We start from the raw sequence: 17125 nt of genomic DNA, 5'->3' as shown, positions 1-17125 counted from the left end.
TTCCGTGCCACTGGTATACAAGCGATGTGCACCATGGCAGGGACGGGTGTGCACGGGAGCGGGGATTAACCTCCCTACCCCGGTGCGAAAAGTGCCTCAGGACATGCCGGTAATCCACTCCGCCCAGTAATCGATACAGGCGCGGATTTTCGGCAAGCGGTGCCGCTCCTGCAGCATCACAGCATAGATGGGGACGCGGCCACCGTCGAAATGCGTTTGCAGCAAGGGCACCAGTTCGCCAGAGCGCACCAAGGGTGCTGCCATCAGGTCATTCAGGCGGGCGATACCTACTCCATGACGCACCAGGCTGAGCACTACTGCGGTGTTGTCGGTGCGGGTGTGTCCGGGCACGGTCAGCGCCGCGGTGGTGCTGCCTCCAGCGCGAGTCCAACGGTTCAGGTTAGGGCTGGCGCTGTTGGCGATCAGGTGATGGCGGGCGAGGTCGTCCGGGTGCTGCGGTGTGCCACAGCGCGCCAGATAAGCGGGGGCGGCATAGAGGCTGCGGCCGTGTTCTCCGATTTTTCGCGCCACCAAGGTGTCGCTGTTCGGGCTGCCGGTGCGAATGGCAATGTCAATGCCGTCGCGGGCCATGTCAGCAACGCGGTCGTCGGCGTTGATGTCGAGGTGTAAGGCCGGGTGACGGTCATACAAGCCTTGCAGGCTAGGTGCAATGACACATTCGGCCAGTAAAGGGCTTACGCTGACACGCACCCAGCCACTGGGCCCGCTGAGCTTGCCGCTGAGCTCGCTGTCCAGCTCGGCGGTGGTGTCCAGCAAGCGTTGACCATAAGAGAGCAAGGTGTCGCCTTCGTCGGTCAGGCTCAGGCCGTGGGTGGTGCGGTGCAGCAGGCGCACACCGCAGGCCGCCTCCAACCGGGTCAGCGCACGGGTGACTTGGCTGACCGGCACATTGCGCTCGCGGGCTGCGGCCGACAGGGTGCCCAGCTTGGCAATACGGGTGAATAGGGCGACGTCATCGAGTTGGAGTTGCATGGCGCGATTGTGCCGGTGTGAGCTTCGGTTTTGCAAATAGTGCAAAACCAATATCGCCTTAGCGCGGTTTCCGAAGGTTGGTGTTCTCCATAAAGTTCAAACCATCGCAGCAAGACCTGAACCTACCGGAGCCCACCATGTACCCAGCCGCCCCTGAAAACACTGCACTCGTCCAACTTCATGATCACGCCCGTCGGGAAGCCCGTCGCCTGCGCCGCGAAGCGGTAAATGAGTTCTGGTGCAACGCTGCCCGCCTGATGGCGCACCAGGTCCGCCGCCTTACCCATTCCACCCCAACCACTACCCAGAAAGCCTGACCATGCCAACTTTGCAACTCAAAGTCTCGCCCCTCCAAAACCCATCTCGCTATCGCGCACTGGCCGAAGCGCTGACGCGCATCACCGCAGAGGAATTAGGCAAACGTGCAGAGGTGACCGCAGTGGTCATCGACGATGTGCCCGCCGCGCGGTGGCACGTAGGGGGTACCGATGTGCAGCGCCCCACGGCGATGCTGGAGATCAGCATCACCCAAGGCACTAATACGGCGGCTCAGAAAGCGGCATTTATTGCACGCGCATTCGCCGAGCTGGAGGCCCAACTCGGCCACGGGCAGGGGCTGGAGCCCGCCAGCTATGTGATCGTGCGGGAAGTGCCGGCCAGCAACTGGGGGTACGGCGGGCAGACACAAGCTGCCCGCGCACTTGCCAAAACGCCTGCCGCTCAGGCCATCGCCATGTGACCCACAGGGTAGAGCGCGCAGCGAATCACCTGCTCGTTCTGCACCGGCAGGCCTTGCAGCAAGGTAGCCAGGCTATGGCCCTCGGCGCGGGACACAAAGCCGCTGCGGGTGTAAATGCCTTCGGGCTGCGACCAGACCCACTGGACTTCGCCGCCATCCACCACTTCGAACCCATCCGCACTGGCCACATGCAAATCCAGACGGAATGATTTGCCGGTGAGGTAGGAGCCCGCTTGCGACAGAATTTGCACCCCGCCTTCGCTGATGTCCAGTATCAGCGCGGCAATCGCATCGGGCTTGTCCGCATCGCGGAACACAAAGTAAGACGCTGTCTGGGTCCCAGTACCGAGGCGGAAATAGGTAGCGCGGGTGTGGACGCGTTGTTCAGACACTGCCATAGCAAAACCTCTTCAAAAAATGCAACAGCAAGCATCCTGCGCCAGGCGCGTTGCAGGAATATGACGACGTTTTGATGACGAAACTTTTGCAGCTTGCTGACACCACGGTGTCAGCAGCACCTTTATTCACTTCGCTGAAGCCTGAGAGGCACAGGATCCATGAGTGCCCAAACCCCTATTTATGCAAAGCGCTGAAATACCAGTCTTCCCGCGGAAGAAGCGGCGCAGCTCGCCACACATCCCCATGCCATGTCCAGCATCGCCAGCCCTGCAGGCCACCCTTTGAGCGTGGCCAGGTTGGTCAGGTCGTAGGTGGCATAGGCCACGAGTCCGAACAGCGCGCCGCGCAGCAAAGTGGCGGGCCAGTCGTCAGTCACCCCCCGAGGGGCTACAACAAACACCAGCAAGCCTATGGGATACAGCGCGTAAAACAATGCAGCCACGCCAAGCCGGGGTTGCTCCGCCATCAGGTGGCCGATGCCCTCCTGGTAGAGGGACTGGGCCAGCCCGCCGATCCACAACACATCAAGCATCAAAAGCACAAAAGCGGTGGCCGCATAGGCCGCGAGGTGTTTGTTCATGGGTACAGCTTACCCAAAGCCGTGGTCGACTTGCAGCATCGGGGCGGGCCCGCCCAGCTGACGCAAGACAGCGAGGTTTACAAAGTTTTACCTCGAGCGCCTAGACCTCTCAGGCGGCCTGTTGTGGAATGTGACGTCCCCGGTTGCAGGTGCCATGGCTGATGGCCAAATTTTCCAGGTGGCTGCTGCCGCCCTCGCTTTGGGGGCGGATGTGCTCCAGCGTGGCGTCTTCGGGCGTGACGTGTTGACCGCAAACCCAGCAGGGCACTTGCCCATGCAGCTGCCGGGCGACGGTGTTGTAGATCTTGGTCCGGGTGAGAGAGAGGCGGCTCATGCCCTGATTTTCGGGGCAATTCAGGCACGTCTAAGGCTTCGGCTTGCGTTCGATCGGCAGGCGGCGTGTAATTGCCGGACATGGTGGGCATGTGGGGTTTGCTGGCAGTGTTGTCGGCAAATCCACAGGATCGGTGGCGGACTGTCACCTGCAACCGGTCTTGATTGAAACGGTCTCTTCCGCGAGGGGCCTTGGCCCCGCCGTAGCGGGGAGCTTTGCGGGTTTTTGAAAGGGTTGGAATGTCTGAGTGGTTATCGAAAATGGGGAGCTGGTTGCGCCGGGCGCCGCGAGCCCGGGGTCGCAATGTGATGCAGTTGCTGGGCAGCGAAGGTCTGGCGCCGGTGTTTCAGCCCATGGTGGACCTGCGCACCGGCATCGTGCTCGGGCAAGAGGCTTTGGTCCGCCCGCCGCGCACCCTGGCTGATACGAGTTTGGAAGACCTCTGGAAGACCGCAGAGAAAGAGAACTGTCTCCAAGAATTAGAGCTCGCCTGCCTAGAGGCGGTGATGGAGCAATGGTCCTCGCAGATCGGCAAAGGCAAGCTGTTTGTGAACTTCAGTGCCCAGTCATTGGTGCAGCTCCAGCAGTCGCAGGGAACCGCAAATTTGCTGCAGCTGATGCACAAACACCGGATCAACCCCAAGTATGTGGGTTTGGATGTGTCCGGATACACCCGTGTGCACAAGCTGGATGCCTTGCTCGACGCCTTGTCCCCCTTGCGGACGGCCGGTGTCACGGTGGCGCTCGATAACTTCAGTGCCTCCGAAAAGAGCATGAACGCCTGGAGTGTTTTGCTCCCGAACATGGTGAAGATGGCGCCCCGGTGGACCCACAACATCGCCACCGAATCAGAACAAAGCCGAATGGTGCGCAGCCTGGTGCGGATTGCCCGCACGCAAAACGCCTTGCTGGTGGCCAAGTCGGTGGAAACCGGGGTGGAGCTGCTGACGATGAAGGCCTTGGAGGTGGATATTGCCCAGGGCTTTTTCTTGGGTAGTCCTTCGTTGGAGCCTGCCCGCAGTTTGAATCTGCGGGCGCGGGACGCGCTCGGGTCCGGAGAAAATCTCAGCCCGCCCACCACCTCTGCCATGCCGATGACCTCGGCGGAGGATATTCCCCCGGAGCTGGCGCAACGCTACTCGCTGTTGAACTAGGGGGGCGAGGCAGCAGGGGCGGTCACTGGTCTTTCGCTGCCCCTTCATTACCCTTTAGGGCCCCGGTGTGGCTCCCGCTTTGAAATGGTCAAAGCTGGCCCACTTGCCAAGCGCCTGGCTGCCGTCCGGCCACAGTACCCGCACGCCAGGCGCTGAGGTCACCGTGCCGACACGGGTGACCCGGGTGTTGCTCTTCGTGCCTGCAGCGGCAATGGCCTCGCGCTTAGCCGGGGCTGCGGTGAACACGAGTTCGTAGTCGTCGCCGCCACTCAGCACATATTCGAGCACTGCAGCAGTACGATCCGATTGAGGGTCAAATAGGCCGTTAGCGCTCGTGGAATATGCGCTGCTAGCTATTAAAGTCATAGCGTCAGAGGCCATCAAATCAGCGCCGACCTTGCTGGCTTTGAGAATGTGGCCCAAGTCGCCCAACAAGCCGTCGCTGACATCGGCCGCGGCGTGGGCAACACCGCGCAAGGCTTGGCCCAAGGCGACCCGGGGGCTGGGTTGCTCCAGGCGCTGGCGGGCTCGTGCCAAGTCGGGCGCCGGCAGTGCATCGCGGCCCCAGAGGCAATGCAGCGCCAAGGCCGCGTCGCCCAGCGTGCCGCTGACCCAGATGTCGTCGCCCGCTTGGGCTCCGCTACGCAGCAGCGCTTGGCCGGGCGGGATTTCGCCAAACACGGTGATACAAATGTTGAGCGGGCCTTGGGTGGTGTCGCCACCCACCAAGGGGCAGCCATGGGCATCGGCCAACGCAAACAGGCCTTGCGAAAAGTCATGCAGCCATTGGGCATTGGCTTCTGGCAGGCTCAGCGCCAGGGTGAAGCCCACAGGCGTAGCGCCGCAGGCGGCCAGATCGCTCAGGTTCACGGCCAGTGCCTTGTGGCCCAAGGTGCGCGGATCCACATCGGCAAAAAAGTGGCGCCCACTGACCAGCATGTCGCTGCTGATGGCCCATTGCATGCCGGGGGTGGGTTGCAGCAAGGCGCAGTCGTCGCCAATGCCCAGCACCACCTGGGTGGGCAGCGGCCGGTGGGCGCGGGCAAAATACTGCGCGATCAGCTCAAACTCACCCAGTGAACTCATTCTTTGGCGGGCCACAAAAAGCTCATCGGGGCTGCGCGCAAGCGCTGCCATATGGCCGACCGGATGCGGGAGCGGTCTACCCCCGAGATATTGTGAGCCTGCAGGGCCACCCTGAATGCGAGGTAAAAGCTCACGCCCACGTTCAGCAAGCCGATCAGCGGGATGCTGGCTGCCGCCCACCACAGGGCCGGGCTGCGCACCACCTCCCAGCCCAGCGCCGCGCAGGCCGCGCCCAATTGACCGGCTGACAGCGTGACGTGGCGCACGTCGAGGGCAGGGCCCAGGAACGCCAGGATGGCGGGGACCAAGCCGAGCATCATGCCCAGCGAGATGTTGGCCGCCAAGCCCGAGATGTTGTGCCGCATGAACTGGGCCCAGCGGTCGGCCCGCAGCGCACCCAGCCAGGCGGTGATGCGGGGGTTGTAGCGGATGGCAGAGTCCAGGCGGTGCAGCACAAACCAGTTTTCGACCCAGCCCGCCACAATGCTGCTCGAGAAAAGCAACACGCCGGTGAACGCTGCAAACAGCAACGAGGGCCCGAGCAGCGTGAGCGAGTGCAGCACGTAATCAGCCTTTTCAGGGGTGAGCATTGGCGCACCGGTGGTCAGCACCATGGCGGTGGACAGCAGCACCGTGACCGGAAACACCAAGACCACGTTACCCAATATGGCCGCCATCTGCGAGCGCACCAGGTGGGTGACTTCGTCCACAAAGGCCTGCAGCGCTTGCGAGTCTGAAATGTCTTTCAACTTGGCGGCCATGGCAGGGGCCGTCATCGCAGGCTGCTTAGTGGCCAGCGTGAAATGCAGCATCTGGATCAGCACAAAGCTGGCGGCATACATCACGCCCGACCAGAACCCGTACCAAAACGCAGACAGCCCCAGCGCCATGATGCCGAACTTCATGGCGGTGGTCAGAGCCGTCAGGGCCCCGCCGCCCGCCGCGTTGCCGAGCATGGCCCGGTATTCCGCGCGGTTGCGGGTGATGTAGTGTTCGCCGGTCTCAGAGCTGCGCTCTGCCACCTTGGCAGCGAGCAGCGAGGAGTTGGAGGCAATCAAGGCGCCCACGCTGCGTTGCTCCTGTCCGACGCTGGCCAAGTGCGAGAGCAGCCTGGCGGTGCTCGTGTGGTCGGTGTCGTCGAGCAGGCAGTCCAGCAGGGCGCGCACCCGCAAGACCCGCTCGCGGAGCTGGCGAAGGCGGAACACCAGATCCACCGAAATGCCATGCGCATCCAGGTGCGAGTACACCGTGGCAGCGGCCTGCCGGCAGGCATCCAGCTGGGTGCGGAAGTGTTGCGCGGCAGCGCCGGTGTTGGCGCCGCCCAGCCAGGTGTCGATGACCTTGTCGAGGTCGGCGGCAAGGGTGTGGAACGGGCTGCCATCCCGCACCGGGCTGCTCATGCGCAGCCGCATTTCCTGGGAGAAGCCTGTGGCCCGGATCTGGCTGACGCAAAACGTTAATGCATTGAGCAAGGTGTGCTGCCAGACACTGACCGGCCGCAAAGCACCCACAGGCCCGGGGGGCGGCACCGACAAGGAAAGCAGGGTTGCCAGCCGTGTCAGGGCATCCGCCGGGAGTGCAGCGATCCAGCGCGCATCCCGCGGGTCGTTGAGCACCAGTGCAAACAATTCGGAGGCGTCTTGGGTTTCCGGCGTGGCCGGCAGGAGCTTGCGGTTCAAGCGCTCCATGAGCTCGCTCATGAAGGCGTTGCGGGACCCGAAGCCGTAGTCCGAGAGCAAGGTGCTGCCGTCGACAGTACCCAGCAGTTCGGCCCACCAACTGCGCAGCAGGCTGGTGGTGTGGGGGCGGGCAGCCAGCACATCCAGTAGCAGCGTCACGCGGGCAACGGGTGCTTCCGGCGCGTCTTCGGCCCCGCGCACCCAGGTAATCAAGCGGATCAGCCAAATATGGCGCTCCACCCCGGTGGTGGGGTGTTCCAGTTGTTCCAGCAGGGTCGAGAGGTCGTCTTGGGCCATGGCGTTACTCAATGCAAGGTGCGCGAGCCGCCGGCGTCGCTCAGGGCGTCTAGAACGAACATCGGAATGTCGGTATCAAACTTTTCACCATCCTCGGCCACACAGAAAAAGCTGCCGTGCATGGTGCCGGTGGGGGTGCGCAAACGGGTGCCGCTCGTGTATTCGAAGGCCTGGCCGGGCTTAAGCAGTGGTTGCTGTCCCACCACCCCCAGCCCTTTGACGCGCTCGGTATGCCCGGTAGCGTCGTTGACGTTCCAGGTGCGCGAGATCAATTGGGCTGTGACCTCGCCGACATTGGTGATCGTGACGGTATAGGCGAAGACGTACAGGTCTTCGTTCGGTGCGGATTGGTCCGCCAGGTATTGGGGGCTGACTTCCACCATAAAAGCATATTTGGCCATCGGGCAATGCTACCTGCGAAAATAAGCAATCCGAAATACCCCTATAAACCCGCTCACCCTTACCCGGACGTCGTTGTTATGACCTTTCGCATTGCTCCCTCCATCCTCTCCGCCGACTTTGCCCGTTTGGGTCAAGAAGTGACTGACGTTATCGCGGCAGGTGCGGACTGGATTCACTTTGACGTGATGGACAACCACTATGTGCCGAACCTGACCTTCGGCCCCATGATTTGCAGTGCACTCAAGCCCCATGCCAAAACAGCGGCCGGCGTGGCAGTGCCGATTGATGTGCATTTGATGATTTCCCCGGTGGATGCGCTGGCGGCGAGTTTTGCCGAGGCCGGTGCGGACTACATCAGCTTTCACCCCGATGCCTCCGGCCATGTGCACCGTAGCGTGCAGGCGATCAAGAGCAAGGGCGTAAAAGCCGGTTTGGTGTTCAACCCCGCCGAGCCTTTGGATGTGCTGGACTGGGTGATCGACGACATCGACCTGATTCTCATCATGAGCGTGAACCCCGGCTTTGGCGGGCAGAGCTTTATTGACTCGGCCTTGCGCAAGATCGAGGCAGTGCGCAAGCGCATCGACGCAAGCGGTAAAGACATCCGCCTTGAAGTGGACGGTGGTATCAAGACCGACAACATCCGCCGCGTAGCCGATGCCGGTGCAGACACCTTTGTGGCAGGCAGTGCCATTTTCGGCAAGCCGGACTACAAGTCGGTCGTCGACGCCATGCGCCTGGCGCTGGCGGCTTGACGCCTCGCTCGCTGATCCAGCGTTGCATCACACTCCGCGATTTGTGGCTACCCCCCGCGTGCTGATGCAGCGACTCCGAGTGCCCCCTTCGGGCTGGCTGTACACCCATGTGCTGGTGCGCTGCGCCATGTACGGGGTGTTGCTGCTGCTGTTGGTGCTCGGGCTTTCCCGTGCCGTTTTGTCTTTGCAGTGGCAGGAAGACCGGCAATTGGACCTGCACATATTGCACAGCGTGTCCGAGCAGCGGGTGTTGCTGCAGCGGCTCAGCCTGTTGGTACCTGACCCGAAGGCTCAAGCGCCGGACCCGGATCGTTGGCAGGCGCTGGCGTCCACCACGCTGCGACTGCGCAAAGAGGCGGATGTGCTGGATCAAATGCAGCGCCGCCAGTCGGAGAGTGCCCCGCTTTCTTCCCGGGAAACCATTGCTGCCTTAAAGGATTGGCTGGTAGTCCGCGAGGCCCTGTGGGCGTCACTCGATAGGGCAAATCTGTCCGGCGAGACGCCCCGGGCGCTGCAGGACACGGAGGTCCGCAGCACCATGATGGTCATCGCGCGTGCGGAGATGACGCTGTACACCTTGGCGCAGCAACTGGCCGCGGACACCTCGCAGCGCAGTCACCGCGTGATCAGCACGATATGGGCCATCGTCGGTGGGATCGTGCTCCTGATCCTTGCGCTGGCGGTGTTTCTGGTGGAGCCCACTGCCCGGGCGGTGCGCCGCCAATATGAAGAGTTATCGCGCCAAGCCGAGCGGCTCAAGCGCATGGCGACTGTCGCCGAAATCAGCTCCAATGCGATTGCGATTACCGATGCCTCCCACCGGGTGACCTGGATCAATCAAGCATTCACCGAGCTCACCGGTTACACCAGCGAGGCGGCGCAAGGCCGCCGGATCGGCACGTTGTTGCGGGGGCGCAGTGCAGACCCGACGCATTTTTCAGAGTTCACCGAAGCCCTGGCCCAAGGCCGTGGCATCAAGCGTGAGGTCCGCATCCTGACGAGGCAAGGCTTGCGGGGCTGGGTACTGGTGGACATGCAGCCGATTGCAGACCCTGCAGGCGGCGACGCCGGTTGGGTGCTGGTGGCGACCGATTTGAGTGAAGTGCGCTCCCAGCAAGAGATTTTGTCGCTGGCCGTATCCGGGGCAGGCTTGGGGATTTGGCATTGGGATCTGGTCGACAACAGCGTGGGCTGGAACCGCCGCATGCAGCAGTTCTTGGGCTATCCCGACGGGGTTTTGTCCCCCCACGCAGCGAGTTGGAGAGCATTGATTCACCCGGATGATTGGTTGCCCTGGAACGAGTCGATTCGCCAACACCTGCTGGATGAAACCCACGAGCACCGGCTCTCGGTGCGCTTGCGGCATCAGTCCGGTCGCTGGATCTGGATTTTGTTTGCAGGCCGCGCGGCGGACCGCACGGTGCAAGGCCGGGTGCTGCGGATTGCCGGGGTGGCGATGGACGTCAATGCCCAAAAAGCCTTGGAGCAGCAGCTCCGCTCTGCTGCGCGCACCGACGACTTGACGGCCTTGCCCAACCGGACCGTGATGCTGGAGTTGATCCGCACGGCGATTGAGCGGCACCGCACCGAACCCGGCTACCACTTTGCCGTCTTGTTCATGGACTTTGACCGCTTCAAGCAGGTCAACGACACCCTGGGGCATACAGTGGGCGACGGTCTGTTGCGCCAAATTGCGCGCCGCCTCGAAGACAGCCTCCGGCCGGGCTGATGCCTTTACTCTGGGCGACGACTTCGAAAAAGTGGCGGCCCGTATCGGCGGAGACGAGTTCGTGGTGCTGCTGGATGACATCCGGGGCGATCTCGATGCAATCCATGTCGCGAGCCGTTTGCTGGACACTTTGGCTGTGCCCTACACCGTGGAGGGGCACCGGGTGATTTCGACGGTGAGTATCGGTATCGTGACCAGCGCCCACGCTGAGCCCGATGCTGACAGCGTGCTGCGCGACGCTGACATCGCCATGTATGAAGCCAAACGCACGGGCCGCGCGCGCTATGTGGTGTTCGACCCTGCCATGCGTTCCCAGGTCAGCAATTCCGTGGCGCTGGAAAACGACCTGCGCGATGCGCTGGCCCAGCGTGAAATGTCGGTGGTGTACCAGCCGCTTGTGGATCTGCCCGGATACGGGCTGGCGGGAATGGAAGCCTTGGTGCGTTGGCACCATCCGGTGCGTGGCGCAGTGTCGCCGGTGGACTTTATTCCGCTGGCGGAGTCTTGCGGCTTGATCGCCGCCCTGGGCCAGTTCGTGTTGCAAGAGGCCTGCCAGGCTTTTGAAAAAATGCAGCGTGTACTGGGGCCGGAGGCGCCACCCAGTGTGTCGGTCAACCTGTCCCGGGCGCAACTCCGGGAGCCGGGGCTGGTGGAGGCGGTGCGGGACGCCCTGCGCCTGGCCAATATGGAGCCCTTCCAGCTGGTGCTGGAAGTCACCGAGAGCTTGGCCGCGCAAGATGCGCTGGTGCAAAGTACTTTGCAAGACCTGCGGGCGATGGGTATTGCGCTGTCGCTGGACGATTTCGGTACCGGCTACTCGTCGCTTGCGTGCTTGCACGAGCTGCCGGTTCACTCGGTGAAGATCGATCGGTCGTTTGTGAACTTGCTCGACAAGAGCGAATACCACCGGGTGCTGATCGAAGCGACCTTGCGGGTTGCTGCGACGCTCAAGCTCGGCACTGTGGCCGAGGGCATTGAAACCGAGGCGCAAGCCTTGCAAATGGCGGCCATGGGTTGCCAGAAAGCCCAAGGGTATTGGATTGCCAAGCCTTTGCCCGTGAATGAACTCGTGTCCTGGATTCAGGCGCGCGCCATCAGGAGTGGAATTCGTGAGTGAGATGTTGGATTGGCCCCGGTCAAATGTGGATGCCGTGATCGTCGACCTGGACGGAACCATGGTCGACACGCTGGGTGATTTTGTGCAGGCTCTGCAGCGCATGGTGGCAGATCTGCCCCTGCCGTACCGCGATTTTGTGGTGGAGCAAGCCTTGGTCGAGCGGCTGGTGGGCAAAGGCTCTGAAAACTTGATAAAAGGCCTTCTGGCGCACATTGATCAAGGGGGTTCTGCTACTGATAACGTAGCACTGTTTGAGCAGGCATGGGCGTCTTACCAGCACCACTATCGTGCGGTCAACGGACGTTACTCCGAGGTCTACCCCGGAGTCCGCGATGCGCTGGCCGGCTGGCAGCAGGCGGGGCTGCCCATGGTGTGCGTGACCAACAAGCCGGCTGCGTTTGCCCGCGACTTGCTGCAAGAGAAGGGTCTTGCGCCATTTTTTCCACTCGTGATTGGCGGCGACACGGTAGTCCGGAAGAAGCCGGACCCCATGCCTTTGTTGCACGCCTGCGAGCGACTCGGCACCGTGCCGGGGCGCACCCTCATGGTGGGAGATTCGAGCAACGATGCGCAAGCCGCTCGGGCCGCAGGCTGCCCCGTGTTGCTGGTCAGTTACGGCTACAACCACGGGGAACCGGTGGATCAGGTCGACGCGGACGCAGTGGTCGACCGCCTGACGCAGCTGCGCTGGATCTAGAAAACGCCCGGCAAGCGCAGGCTATGCCCCGGGTCAGGTGGCGAGCCTGAAGACGGTGACCACGCCCACCAATTCCTTGGCCTGCTCTTTCAGCCCCGATGCAGCGGCGGCCATTTGCTCGACCAGTGCCGCGTTTTGTTGGGTCGCCTCATCGATCAGGGTGACCGCATGCCCCGCTTGGCTGACGCCAATGCGTTGCTCGTGGCTGGCATTGCTGATGTCGCTCACCATGGTGCTGACCTCCCGGATGGCGTTCACCACTTCCGCCATGGTGTGGCCCGCTTGGGCGGCCTGGCTGCTCCCGAGGGCCACTTGCTCCACGCTGGCGTTGATCAGGCTTTTGATTTCTTTGGCGGCCTCGGCACTCCGGCCGGCCAGGCTGCGGACCTCTGCGGCCACCACCGCAAAACCGCGGCCTTGCTCGCCGGCCCGGGCTGCCTCGACGGCCGCATTCAGGGCCAGAATATTGGTCTGGAACGCGATGCCGTCGATGACCCCGATGATTTCTGAAATCCGGCTCGATGCGGTGTGAATGCCTTTCATTGTCTCGACCACTTTGCCCACCGCATCTCCACCGCGCGAGGCGACCTCCGAGGCGCTCACTGCGCGCTCATTCGCTTGTGCTGCACCCTCGGAGCTGCGGCTCACTGTCGCACCCAATTCATCCATGGACGCTGCGGTTTCTTGTAAGGCGCTGGCCTGCTGTTCGGTGCGGATCGACAGGTCGTGATTGCCATGGGCAATCTCCGCGCTCGCATGGGACACGTTTTCCGCGCCTTGCCGTACTTTGGTGACCAGTGTGGACAGGTTGGTCTGCATGGTTTGCAGGGAGCGCAGCAAATGGGCGATTTCGTCTTGCCCCTCGGGGTAAAGGGTAGCCGTCAAATCGCCGCGGGATACCTTGTCTGCGGCACTCACAGCCTCGCTCAAGGGGCGCACAATTTGCCGACTCATCCAAATGCTGCCGGCAAAACCGATCAGGGTGACGAGGGTCATGACCCCATAGGCCAAAGCGCTTCCGCGAGAGGCTAGCGCGCTTGCGCTCTCGGAGGCCAGGGCTTCTTCTTCAGACAGGTGTTTGCGCAGGGTGATCAACAGACCGGCGGACTCCCGGTCTTTGCCGCGGGCGGCTTTGTCACCCACGGTGGCATCGAAACCACTTTCCTTGAACGCCATGAAAGCACTCTCATAGGCCTTGGCGGTGCCGCCCATGGCGGTGGAGAGCCGTGTGGTGAGGTCGCGGCTGGTGCTGTCGTCCATTTCGCGGCTCAGGGCGTCCACACCTTCAATGACCTTTGCCATTTCTTTTTGGTGCGCGGCCCAATAGAGGTCGAGGTCTTTCGGATTCTTTCCACGCAGCAACACGTTTTTCCACTCCTGGATGGCGACGGAAAACTGTCCTGCGATGTCGGCTGCCTTTTTATTGGCCTCAACGTGGCGCAATACGTCGATCCGGTAGGTGTCTACCGCATGGTTGAGTGTTCGTATGCCAAACACGCCCCCCATGAACAGCAATACCAAAGCCAGTGCAAATGCCAGTGGCAGTTTCAAACTGAGTTTCACGTGTGTCTCCCCGGGCTGCAATAGGTGATGGAGGTGGCGCCACCCAATCTAACGCGCCGCTGTGACTTTGTCACCTTGATTTGCGGTGTTTGACGGGCGGCAAGAAAAAAAGGCCGGTACGTTTCCATACCGGCCTATGAGGCTTGGAGTAAAACGGAATTTATTTCTGGCCGAGCAGGGCCTCTTTCAGTTTGAAGTCGGCGGGTGAGGGGCCGAACCAGATGGACATGATGGCCTTGTAGAACTCAGGCTCCTTGAAGGGCTCGCCTTGGACTTTGCCTTTGGCGGTCACGACCATGCCGGTGCCCGGTATCCAGTCGAGATGGATCACATCCCCTGGGACCAGCACTTTGTTCACCGTGAAGATGTCGCCCATGCGGATCAGACCCGGCACCAGCTTGGACATTTCGTTCTTCGGTACGTTGTCTTCCACCCCGCGCGTCAGCAGCTTGCCGAAGGGACCGGCTTCGATTTCGCGCACAAACGTCATGCTCAGGCGCTTGGGCCCGGGCGCTGCAATCAGCTCATCGAGGGAGCTGACCTTCTGGCTGGTGTAGAGCTCACCGACATAGACCTTGAACACGGCTTTAAAGCGGGTGCCTGCACCGTTGAGTTGCAGTTTGCTGCCGGCCAGCGTGATGCTGTCTTCGATTTTGACGCCATGGATCTCTGGTGCCGCAACAGCACTCGTTGCGGCACAAGCCGCCAGCAGCCACGTGGAAAAAAACTGTTTCAATGTCATGGAAGCCTTAAATAGAACGGTCGTTCTTTTTTCTGAAGTCGATTGTGCATTTGTGGAACCGAACGCGCATCAGGGTTTTTGCGGGGAGCCCCGTTTCTTTGTGGTCCGGCTCCTTGGCGTGTTTGCTACACTGGGCGCCTATGTTTATCCACCACATCAGCAGAACAGGTTTGAGCGACCGGGGGGCCTGGCCCTGGCGTACCTTGTCTGTTGTGCCTGGGCTCTGATACCTGCCGGCCGATTCTCTCGGCCATTGCGCACGGTTTTTGGGCCTTGCGCGATCAAGTGGCACGGATTCCCCTCCGATCTATTGCGCGCACCTTTTTCGAGTTGGCAGCTTCGCGTGCCAGCTACCCGTGAATAGATTGTTTGAGAGGCACAGCCCCCGATGACTGAATCCGAATTTCTGGCCTTGCAGGCGCAAGGCTACAACCGCATCCCCTTGAGCATCCAGGCCTTTGCGGACCTGGAAACCCCACTCTCCGTGTACCTCAAGCTCGCCCGCAATGCCGGGGAGGCCGAACCTGCTGCCAACAGCTTTTTGCTGGAGTCGGTGGTGGGTGGCGAGCGCTTTGGCCGCTACAGCTTTATCGGGCTGCCTGCGCGCACTCTGGTGCGCGCCAGTCATTTTGGCGCTGATGCCCGGACCGAAGTGGTCACAGATGGCGTGGTGGTGGAAACCTCGGCTCTCAACCCGCTCGACTTTATTGCGCAGTACCAGCAGCGTTTCAAGGTGGCGCTGCAGCCCGGAATGCCGCGTTTCTGTGGCGGTCTGGCGGGGTACTTTGGCTATGACGCCGTGCGCTATATCGAGAAAAAGTTGCAGCACAGCTGCCCGCCGGATGAGCTGGGCACGCCTGACATCCTGCTCTTGCAGTGCGAAGAGCTGGCGGTGATCGACAACCTGTCGGGCAAGCTGCACCTGATGGTCTACGTGGACCCGGCCTTACCCAGCGCCTATGCCTCCGGCCAGGCGCGCTTGGCCGAGCTACGTGCCAAGCTGGCGCAGGCCGTGAGCGCGCCGGACATCAAGCCTTCGCAAAGTTTTGAAGCCCAGCGTGACTTTGCCAAGGCGGACTACATTGCCGCCGTAGAGCGAGCCAAAGAGCTGATTGCCGGTGGCGATTTCATGCAGGTGCAGGTGGGGCAGCGCATCAAGAAGCGCTACGCCGCATCGCCCCTGAGCCTCTACCGCGCACTGCGCACCCTGAACCCTAGCCCGTACATGTATTTCTACAACTTCGGGGACTTTCAAGTGGTGGGCGCTTCGCCGGAGATTTTGGTCCGCCAAGAGCAAATCACCGTGGGCGACAAGCCCGGTACCAAAGTCACCATACGCCCCTTGGCCGGCACCCGCCCGCGTGGTGCGACCCCTGAGCTGGACAAGGCGGCCGAGGTGGAGTTGATCAACGACCCCAAGGAGCGCGCCGAGCATGTGATGCTGATCGACCTGGCCCGCAACGACATCGGCCGCATTGCCGAAATCGGCTCTGTGAAGGTGACCGATGCTTTCATCGTCGAGCGCTACAGCCATGTGATGCACATCGTGAGCAACGTCGAGGGCACCTTGAACGCCGGCATGACCAGCATGGACGTGCTCAAGGCCACCTTCCCGGCCGGCACACTCACCGGAGCACCCAAGGTGCACGCCATGGAGCTGATCGACCAGCTGGAGCCGATCAAGCGCGGCATTTATGGCGGCGCCTGCGGTTACCTGAGCTACGCGGGCGACATGGATGTGGCGATTGCCATCCGCACCGGCATCATCAAAGACCAGATGCTGTATGTGCAGGCCGCAGCCGGCGTGGTGGCCGACAGCGTTCCTGAGCTGGAATGGAAAGAAACCGAGGCGAAGGCCCGTGCATTGCTGCGCGCTGCCGAACTGGTGGAGGAGGGACTGCAATGAGCCTGCTACACAAAGACCTGCCTCGGGCCCGGCACTGCGACACCATGACCGAGGTGCGCAGCCATATCGACGCCCTCGATGAACGGATCACCGCCTTGCTGGTCGAGCGGACCCACTACATGAGCCAAGCGGCCCGTATCAAACAGGATGTGACCAAAGTGCATGACCAGGAGCGGATTGAATTCATCGCCGCGCGGGTGCGCCGTATGGCTACCGAGCTGGGTGGGCAGCCTGATGTGCTGGAAGCCGCCTACCGCGCCCTGATGGACGCTTCGATTGCATTTGAGCACCGGGAGTTTGCCCGTTTGCGCCAAGGAGAAACCGTATGAAACTCGTGATGATCGACAACTACGACTCGTTCACTTTCAACATCGTGCAGTACTTCGGTGAACTCGGTGCCGAGGTCGAGGTGTTCCGCAACGACGAAATCACCCTCGAAGGCATTGCCGCACGCGGCGCCGACCGGCTGGTGATTTCGCCCGGCCCCTGCTCACCCAACGAGGCAGGAATTTCGGTGCCCGCGATCCGCCATTTCATGGGCAAGCTGCCGATTCTGGGTGTGTGCCTTGGGCACCAGAGCATGGGCGCAGCCCTGGGTGGCAAGATCATCCGCGCGCAGGAATTGATGCACGGCAAGACCAGTGTGATCACCACCACGCAAGAAGGCGTTTTCGCCGGCTTGCCCGAGAAGTTCACCGTCAACCGTTACCACTCGCTGGCGATTGAGCGCGCGAGCTGCCCGCAAGAGCTGGCGGTCACCGCGTGGACGGATGATGGCGAGATCATGGGGGTGCGCCACAAGAACCTGCCGCACGCGGTGCGCATGGAGGGGGTGCAGTTCCACCCCGAGAGCATCCTGACCGAGCATGGCCATGCCATGCTGAAGAACTTTCTGCAATAAACCGGTAGGCGGGTAGTTATTGTTTTGATAGCTACTCGCGCATATTCCATAA

At 61.8% G+C, this 17125-nt stretch carries 19 protein-coding genes; 10 read left to right on the top strand and 9 right to left on the bottom strand.

The features are described from left to right. Window positions 1–96: 96 nt before the first annotated feature. Window positions 97–993: a LysR family transcriptional regulator gene (locus RAE21_RS14345; RefSeq protein ID WP_313881943.1), complete on the bottom strand. Its 897-nt coding sequence runs from the start codon at window positions 991–993 to the stop codon at window positions 97–99. Between the two features lie 137 nt (window positions 994–1130). On the opposite strand from RAE21_RS14345, the gene RAE21_RS14340 reads away from it, so the two are divergent. After that, a complete protein-coding gene (locus RAE21_RS14340; RefSeq protein ID WP_313881942.1) occupies window positions 1131–1310 on the top strand; it encodes a hypothetical protein in 180 nt (59 codons plus the stop codon). 2 nt (window positions 1311–1312) lie between these two features. Further along, window positions 1313–1732 (top strand): tautomerase family protein, encoded by a 420-nt coding sequence (locus RAE21_RS14335; protein WP_313881941.1) that lies wholly within the window; start codon window positions 1313–1315, stop codon window positions 1730–1732. Here RAE21_RS14335 and RAE21_RS14330 read toward each other — a convergent pair. The 3 genes from RAE21_RS14330 to RAE21_RS14320 form a co-directional block, all read right to left on the bottom strand. Next, window positions 1714–2130 (bottom strand): PilZ domain-containing protein, encoded by a 417-nt coding sequence (locus tag RAE21_RS14330; protein WP_313881940.1) that lies wholly within the window; start codon window positions 2128–2130, stop codon window positions 1714–1716. The two genes, RAE21_RS14335 and RAE21_RS14330, sit on opposite strands and share 19 nt — an antisense overlap. A 179-nt stretch (window positions 2131–2309) precedes the next feature. Continuing rightward, window positions 2310–2711 carry a DUF2177 family protein gene (locus RAE21_RS14325; protein ID WP_313881939.1) on the bottom strand — a complete coding sequence of 134 codons (402 nt, stop codon included), beginning with the start codon at window positions 2709–2711 and terminating at the stop codon, window positions 2310–2312. A gap of 109 nt (window positions 2712–2820) precedes the next feature. Further along, on the bottom strand, window positions 2821–3045 hold the full coding sequence (locus RAE21_RS14320) for an HNH endonuclease (RefSeq protein ID WP_313874262.1): 225 nt from the start codon (window positions 3043–3045) through the stop codon (window positions 2821–2823). A 239-nt stretch (window positions 3046–3284) separates the two neighbouring features. Between RAE21_RS14320 and RAE21_RS14315 the strand changes: the two genes are divergently transcribed. Continuing rightward, a complete protein-coding gene (locus RAE21_RS14315; RefSeq protein ID WP_313881938.1) occupies window positions 3285–4199 on the top strand; it encodes an EAL domain-containing protein in 915 nt (304 codons plus the stop codon). Window positions 4200–4253: 54 nt separating this feature from the next. Here RAE21_RS14315 and thiL read toward each other — a convergent pair whose 3' ends face one another. The 3 genes from thiL to apaG are packed head-to-tail and all read right to left on the bottom strand — an operon-like array spanning window position 4254 to window position 7662. Continuing rightward, a complete protein-coding gene (thiL, locus tag RAE21_RS14310) occupies window positions 4254–5276 on the bottom strand; it encodes a thiamine-phosphate kinase (RefSeq protein WP_313882712.1) in 1023 nt (340 codons plus the stop codon). A gap of 5 nt (window positions 5277–5281) precedes the next feature. Further along, window positions 5282–7261 (bottom strand): site-specific recombinase, encoded by a 1980-nt coding sequence (locus RAE21_RS14305; protein WP_313881937.1) that lies wholly within the window; start codon window positions 7259–7261, stop codon window positions 5282–5284. Window positions 7262–7269: 8 nt separating this feature from the next. After that, the gene (gene apaG, locus RAE21_RS14300) at window positions 7270–7662 is read right to left on the bottom strand and encodes a Co2+/Mg2+ efflux protein ApaG (protein ID WP_313874258.1); all 393 of its coding nucleotides are present in this window, start codon (window positions 7660–7662) and stop codon (window positions 7270–7272) included. A gap of 78 nt (window positions 7663–7740) precedes the next feature. On the opposite strand from apaG, the gene rpe reads away from it, so the two are divergent. Genes rpe through gph form a run of 4 tightly spaced genes read left to right on the top strand, consistent with a single transcriptional unit; the run spans window position 7741 to window position 11961 of the window. Beyond that, complete coding sequence (gene rpe, locus RAE21_RS14295; RefSeq protein WP_313874257.1) at window positions 7741–8418, top strand: ribulose-phosphate 3-epimerase; 678 nt, start codon at window positions 7741–7743, stop codon at window positions 8416–8418. 43 nt (window positions 8419–8461) lie between these two features. Then, window positions 8462–10147: a PAS domain S-box protein gene (locus RAE21_RS14290; protein WP_313881936.1), complete on the top strand. Its 1686-nt coding sequence runs from the start codon at window positions 8462–8464 to the stop codon at window positions 10145–10147. Then, the gene (locus tag RAE21_RS14285; protein ID WP_313881935.1) at window positions 10110–11264 is read left to right on the top strand and encodes a putative bifunctional diguanylate cyclase/phosphodiesterase; all 1155 of its coding nucleotides are present in this window, start codon (window positions 10110–10112) and stop codon (window positions 11262–11264) included. The genes RAE21_RS14290 and RAE21_RS14285 overlap by 38 nt, the downstream gene beginning before the upstream one ends. A 1-nt stretch (window position 11265) precedes the next feature. After that, window positions 11266–11961, top strand: a complete 696-nt coding sequence (gph, locus tag RAE21_RS14280) for a phosphoglycolate phosphatase (RefSeq protein WP_313882711.1) — start codon at window positions 11266–11268, stop codon at window positions 11959–11961. A gap of 33 nt (window positions 11962–11994) precedes the next feature. On the opposite strand, the gene RAE21_RS14275 is transcribed toward gph, so the two are convergent. Together RAE21_RS14275 and RAE21_RS14270 are read right to left on the bottom strand one after the other, a co-directional pair. Further along, window positions 11995–13524 (bottom strand): methyl-accepting chemotaxis protein, encoded by a 1530-nt coding sequence (locus RAE21_RS14275; protein ID WP_313881934.1) that lies wholly within the window; start codon window positions 13522–13524, stop codon window positions 11995–11997. 160 nt (window positions 13525–13684) lie between these two features. Further along, window positions 13685–14266, bottom strand: a complete 582-nt coding sequence (locus RAE21_RS14270) for a chalcone isomerase family protein (RefSeq protein ID WP_313881933.1) — start codon at window positions 14264–14266, stop codon at window positions 13685–13687. 388 nt (window positions 14267–14654) lie between these two features. Here RAE21_RS14270 and RAE21_RS14265 point away from each other — a divergent pair, with 388 nt between their 5' ends. From RAE21_RS14265 to RAE21_RS14255, 3 genes are read left to right on the top strand one after another with little or no spacing between them, the layout of a single operon-like run. Next, entirely contained in the window at window positions 14655–16172 is a 1518-nt protein-coding gene (locus RAE21_RS14265; protein ID WP_313881932.1) for an anthranilate synthase component I family protein, read from the top strand. After that, the gene (locus RAE21_RS14260) at window positions 16169–16501 is read left to right on the top strand and encodes a chorismate mutase (protein ID WP_313881931.1); all 333 of its coding nucleotides are present in this window, start codon (window positions 16169–16171) and stop codon (window positions 16499–16501) included. Before RAE21_RS14265 ends, RAE21_RS14260 begins: the two co-directional genes overlap by 4 nt. Then, entirely contained in the window at window positions 16498–17073 is a 576-nt protein-coding gene (locus tag RAE21_RS14255) for an anthranilate synthase component II (RefSeq protein ID WP_313881930.1), read from the top strand. The genes RAE21_RS14260 and RAE21_RS14255 overlap by 4 nt, the downstream gene beginning before the upstream one ends. Window positions 17074–17125: the final 52 nt, after the last annotated feature.

It is taken from the genome of Rhodoferax potami (assembly GCF_032193765.1).
In the GTDB taxonomy this organism is placed as follows: domain Bacteria; phylum Pseudomonadota; class Gammaproteobacteria; order Burkholderiales; family Burkholderiaceae_C; genus Allorhodoferax; species Allorhodoferax potami.
The sequence above is the reverse complement of the archived record's forward strand: the minus strand, read 5'-3'. Positions and strand labels throughout refer to the sequence as shown.

Bases quoted from the DNA above. Each gene is read 5' to 3' on its own strand.
- RAE21_RS14305 (WP_313881937.1), bottom strand. From the start codon at position 7,261: ATGGCCCAAGACGACCTCTCGACCCTGCTGGAACAACTGGAACACCCC.
- RAE21_RS14260 (WP_313881931.1), top strand. From the start codon at position 16,169: ATGAGCCTGCTACACAAAGACCTGCCTCGGGCCCGGCACTGCGACACC.
- RAE21_RS14265 (WP_313881932.1), top strand. From the start codon at position 14,655: ATGACTGAATCCGAATTTCTGGCCTTGCAGGCGCAAGGCTACAACCGC.
- RAE21_RS14325 (WP_313881939.1), bottom strand. From the start codon at position 2,711: ATGAACAAACACCTCGCGGCCTATGCGGCCACCGCTTTTGTGCTTTTG.
- gph (WP_313882711.1), top strand. From the start codon at position 11,266: ATGTTGGATTGGCCCCGGTCAAATGTGGATGCCGTGATCGTCGACCTG.
- RAE21_RS14340 (WP_313881942.1), top strand. From the start codon at position 1,131: ATGTACCCAGCCGCCCCTGAAAACACTGCACTCGTCCAACTTCATGAT.
- RAE21_RS14320 (WP_313874262.1), bottom strand. From the start codon at position 3,045: ATGAGCCGCCTCTCTCTCACCCGGACCAAGATCTACAACACCGTCGCC.
- apaG (WP_313874258.1), bottom strand. From the start codon at position 7,662: ATGGCCAAATATGCTTTTATGGTGGAAGTCAGCCCCCAATACCTGGCG.
- RAE21_RS14345 (WP_313881943.1), bottom strand. From the start codon at position 993: ATGCAACTCCAACTCGATGACGTCGCCCTATTCACCCGTATTGCCAAG.
- rpe (WP_313874257.1), top strand. From the start codon at position 7,741: ATGACCTTTCGCATTGCTCCCTCCATCCTCTCCGCCGACTTTGCCCGT.
- RAE21_RS14315 (WP_313881938.1), top strand. From the start codon at position 3,285: ATGTCTGAGTGGTTATCGAAAATGGGGAGCTGGTTGCGCCGGGCGCCG.
- RAE21_RS14270 (WP_313881933.1), bottom strand. From the start codon at position 14,266: ATGACATTGAAACAGTTTTTTTCCACGTGGCTGCTGGCGGCTTGTGCC.
- RAE21_RS14335 (WP_313881941.1), top strand. From the start codon at position 1,313: ATGCCAACTTTGCAACTCAAAGTCTCGCCCCTCCAAAACCCATCTCGC.
- RAE21_RS14330 (WP_313881940.1), bottom strand. From the start codon at position 2,130: ATGGCAGTGTCTGAACAACGCGTCCACACCCGCGCTACCTATTTCCGC.
- RAE21_RS14255 (WP_313881930.1), top strand. From the start codon at position 16,498: ATGAAACTCGTGATGATCGACAACTACGACTCGTTCACTTTCAACATC.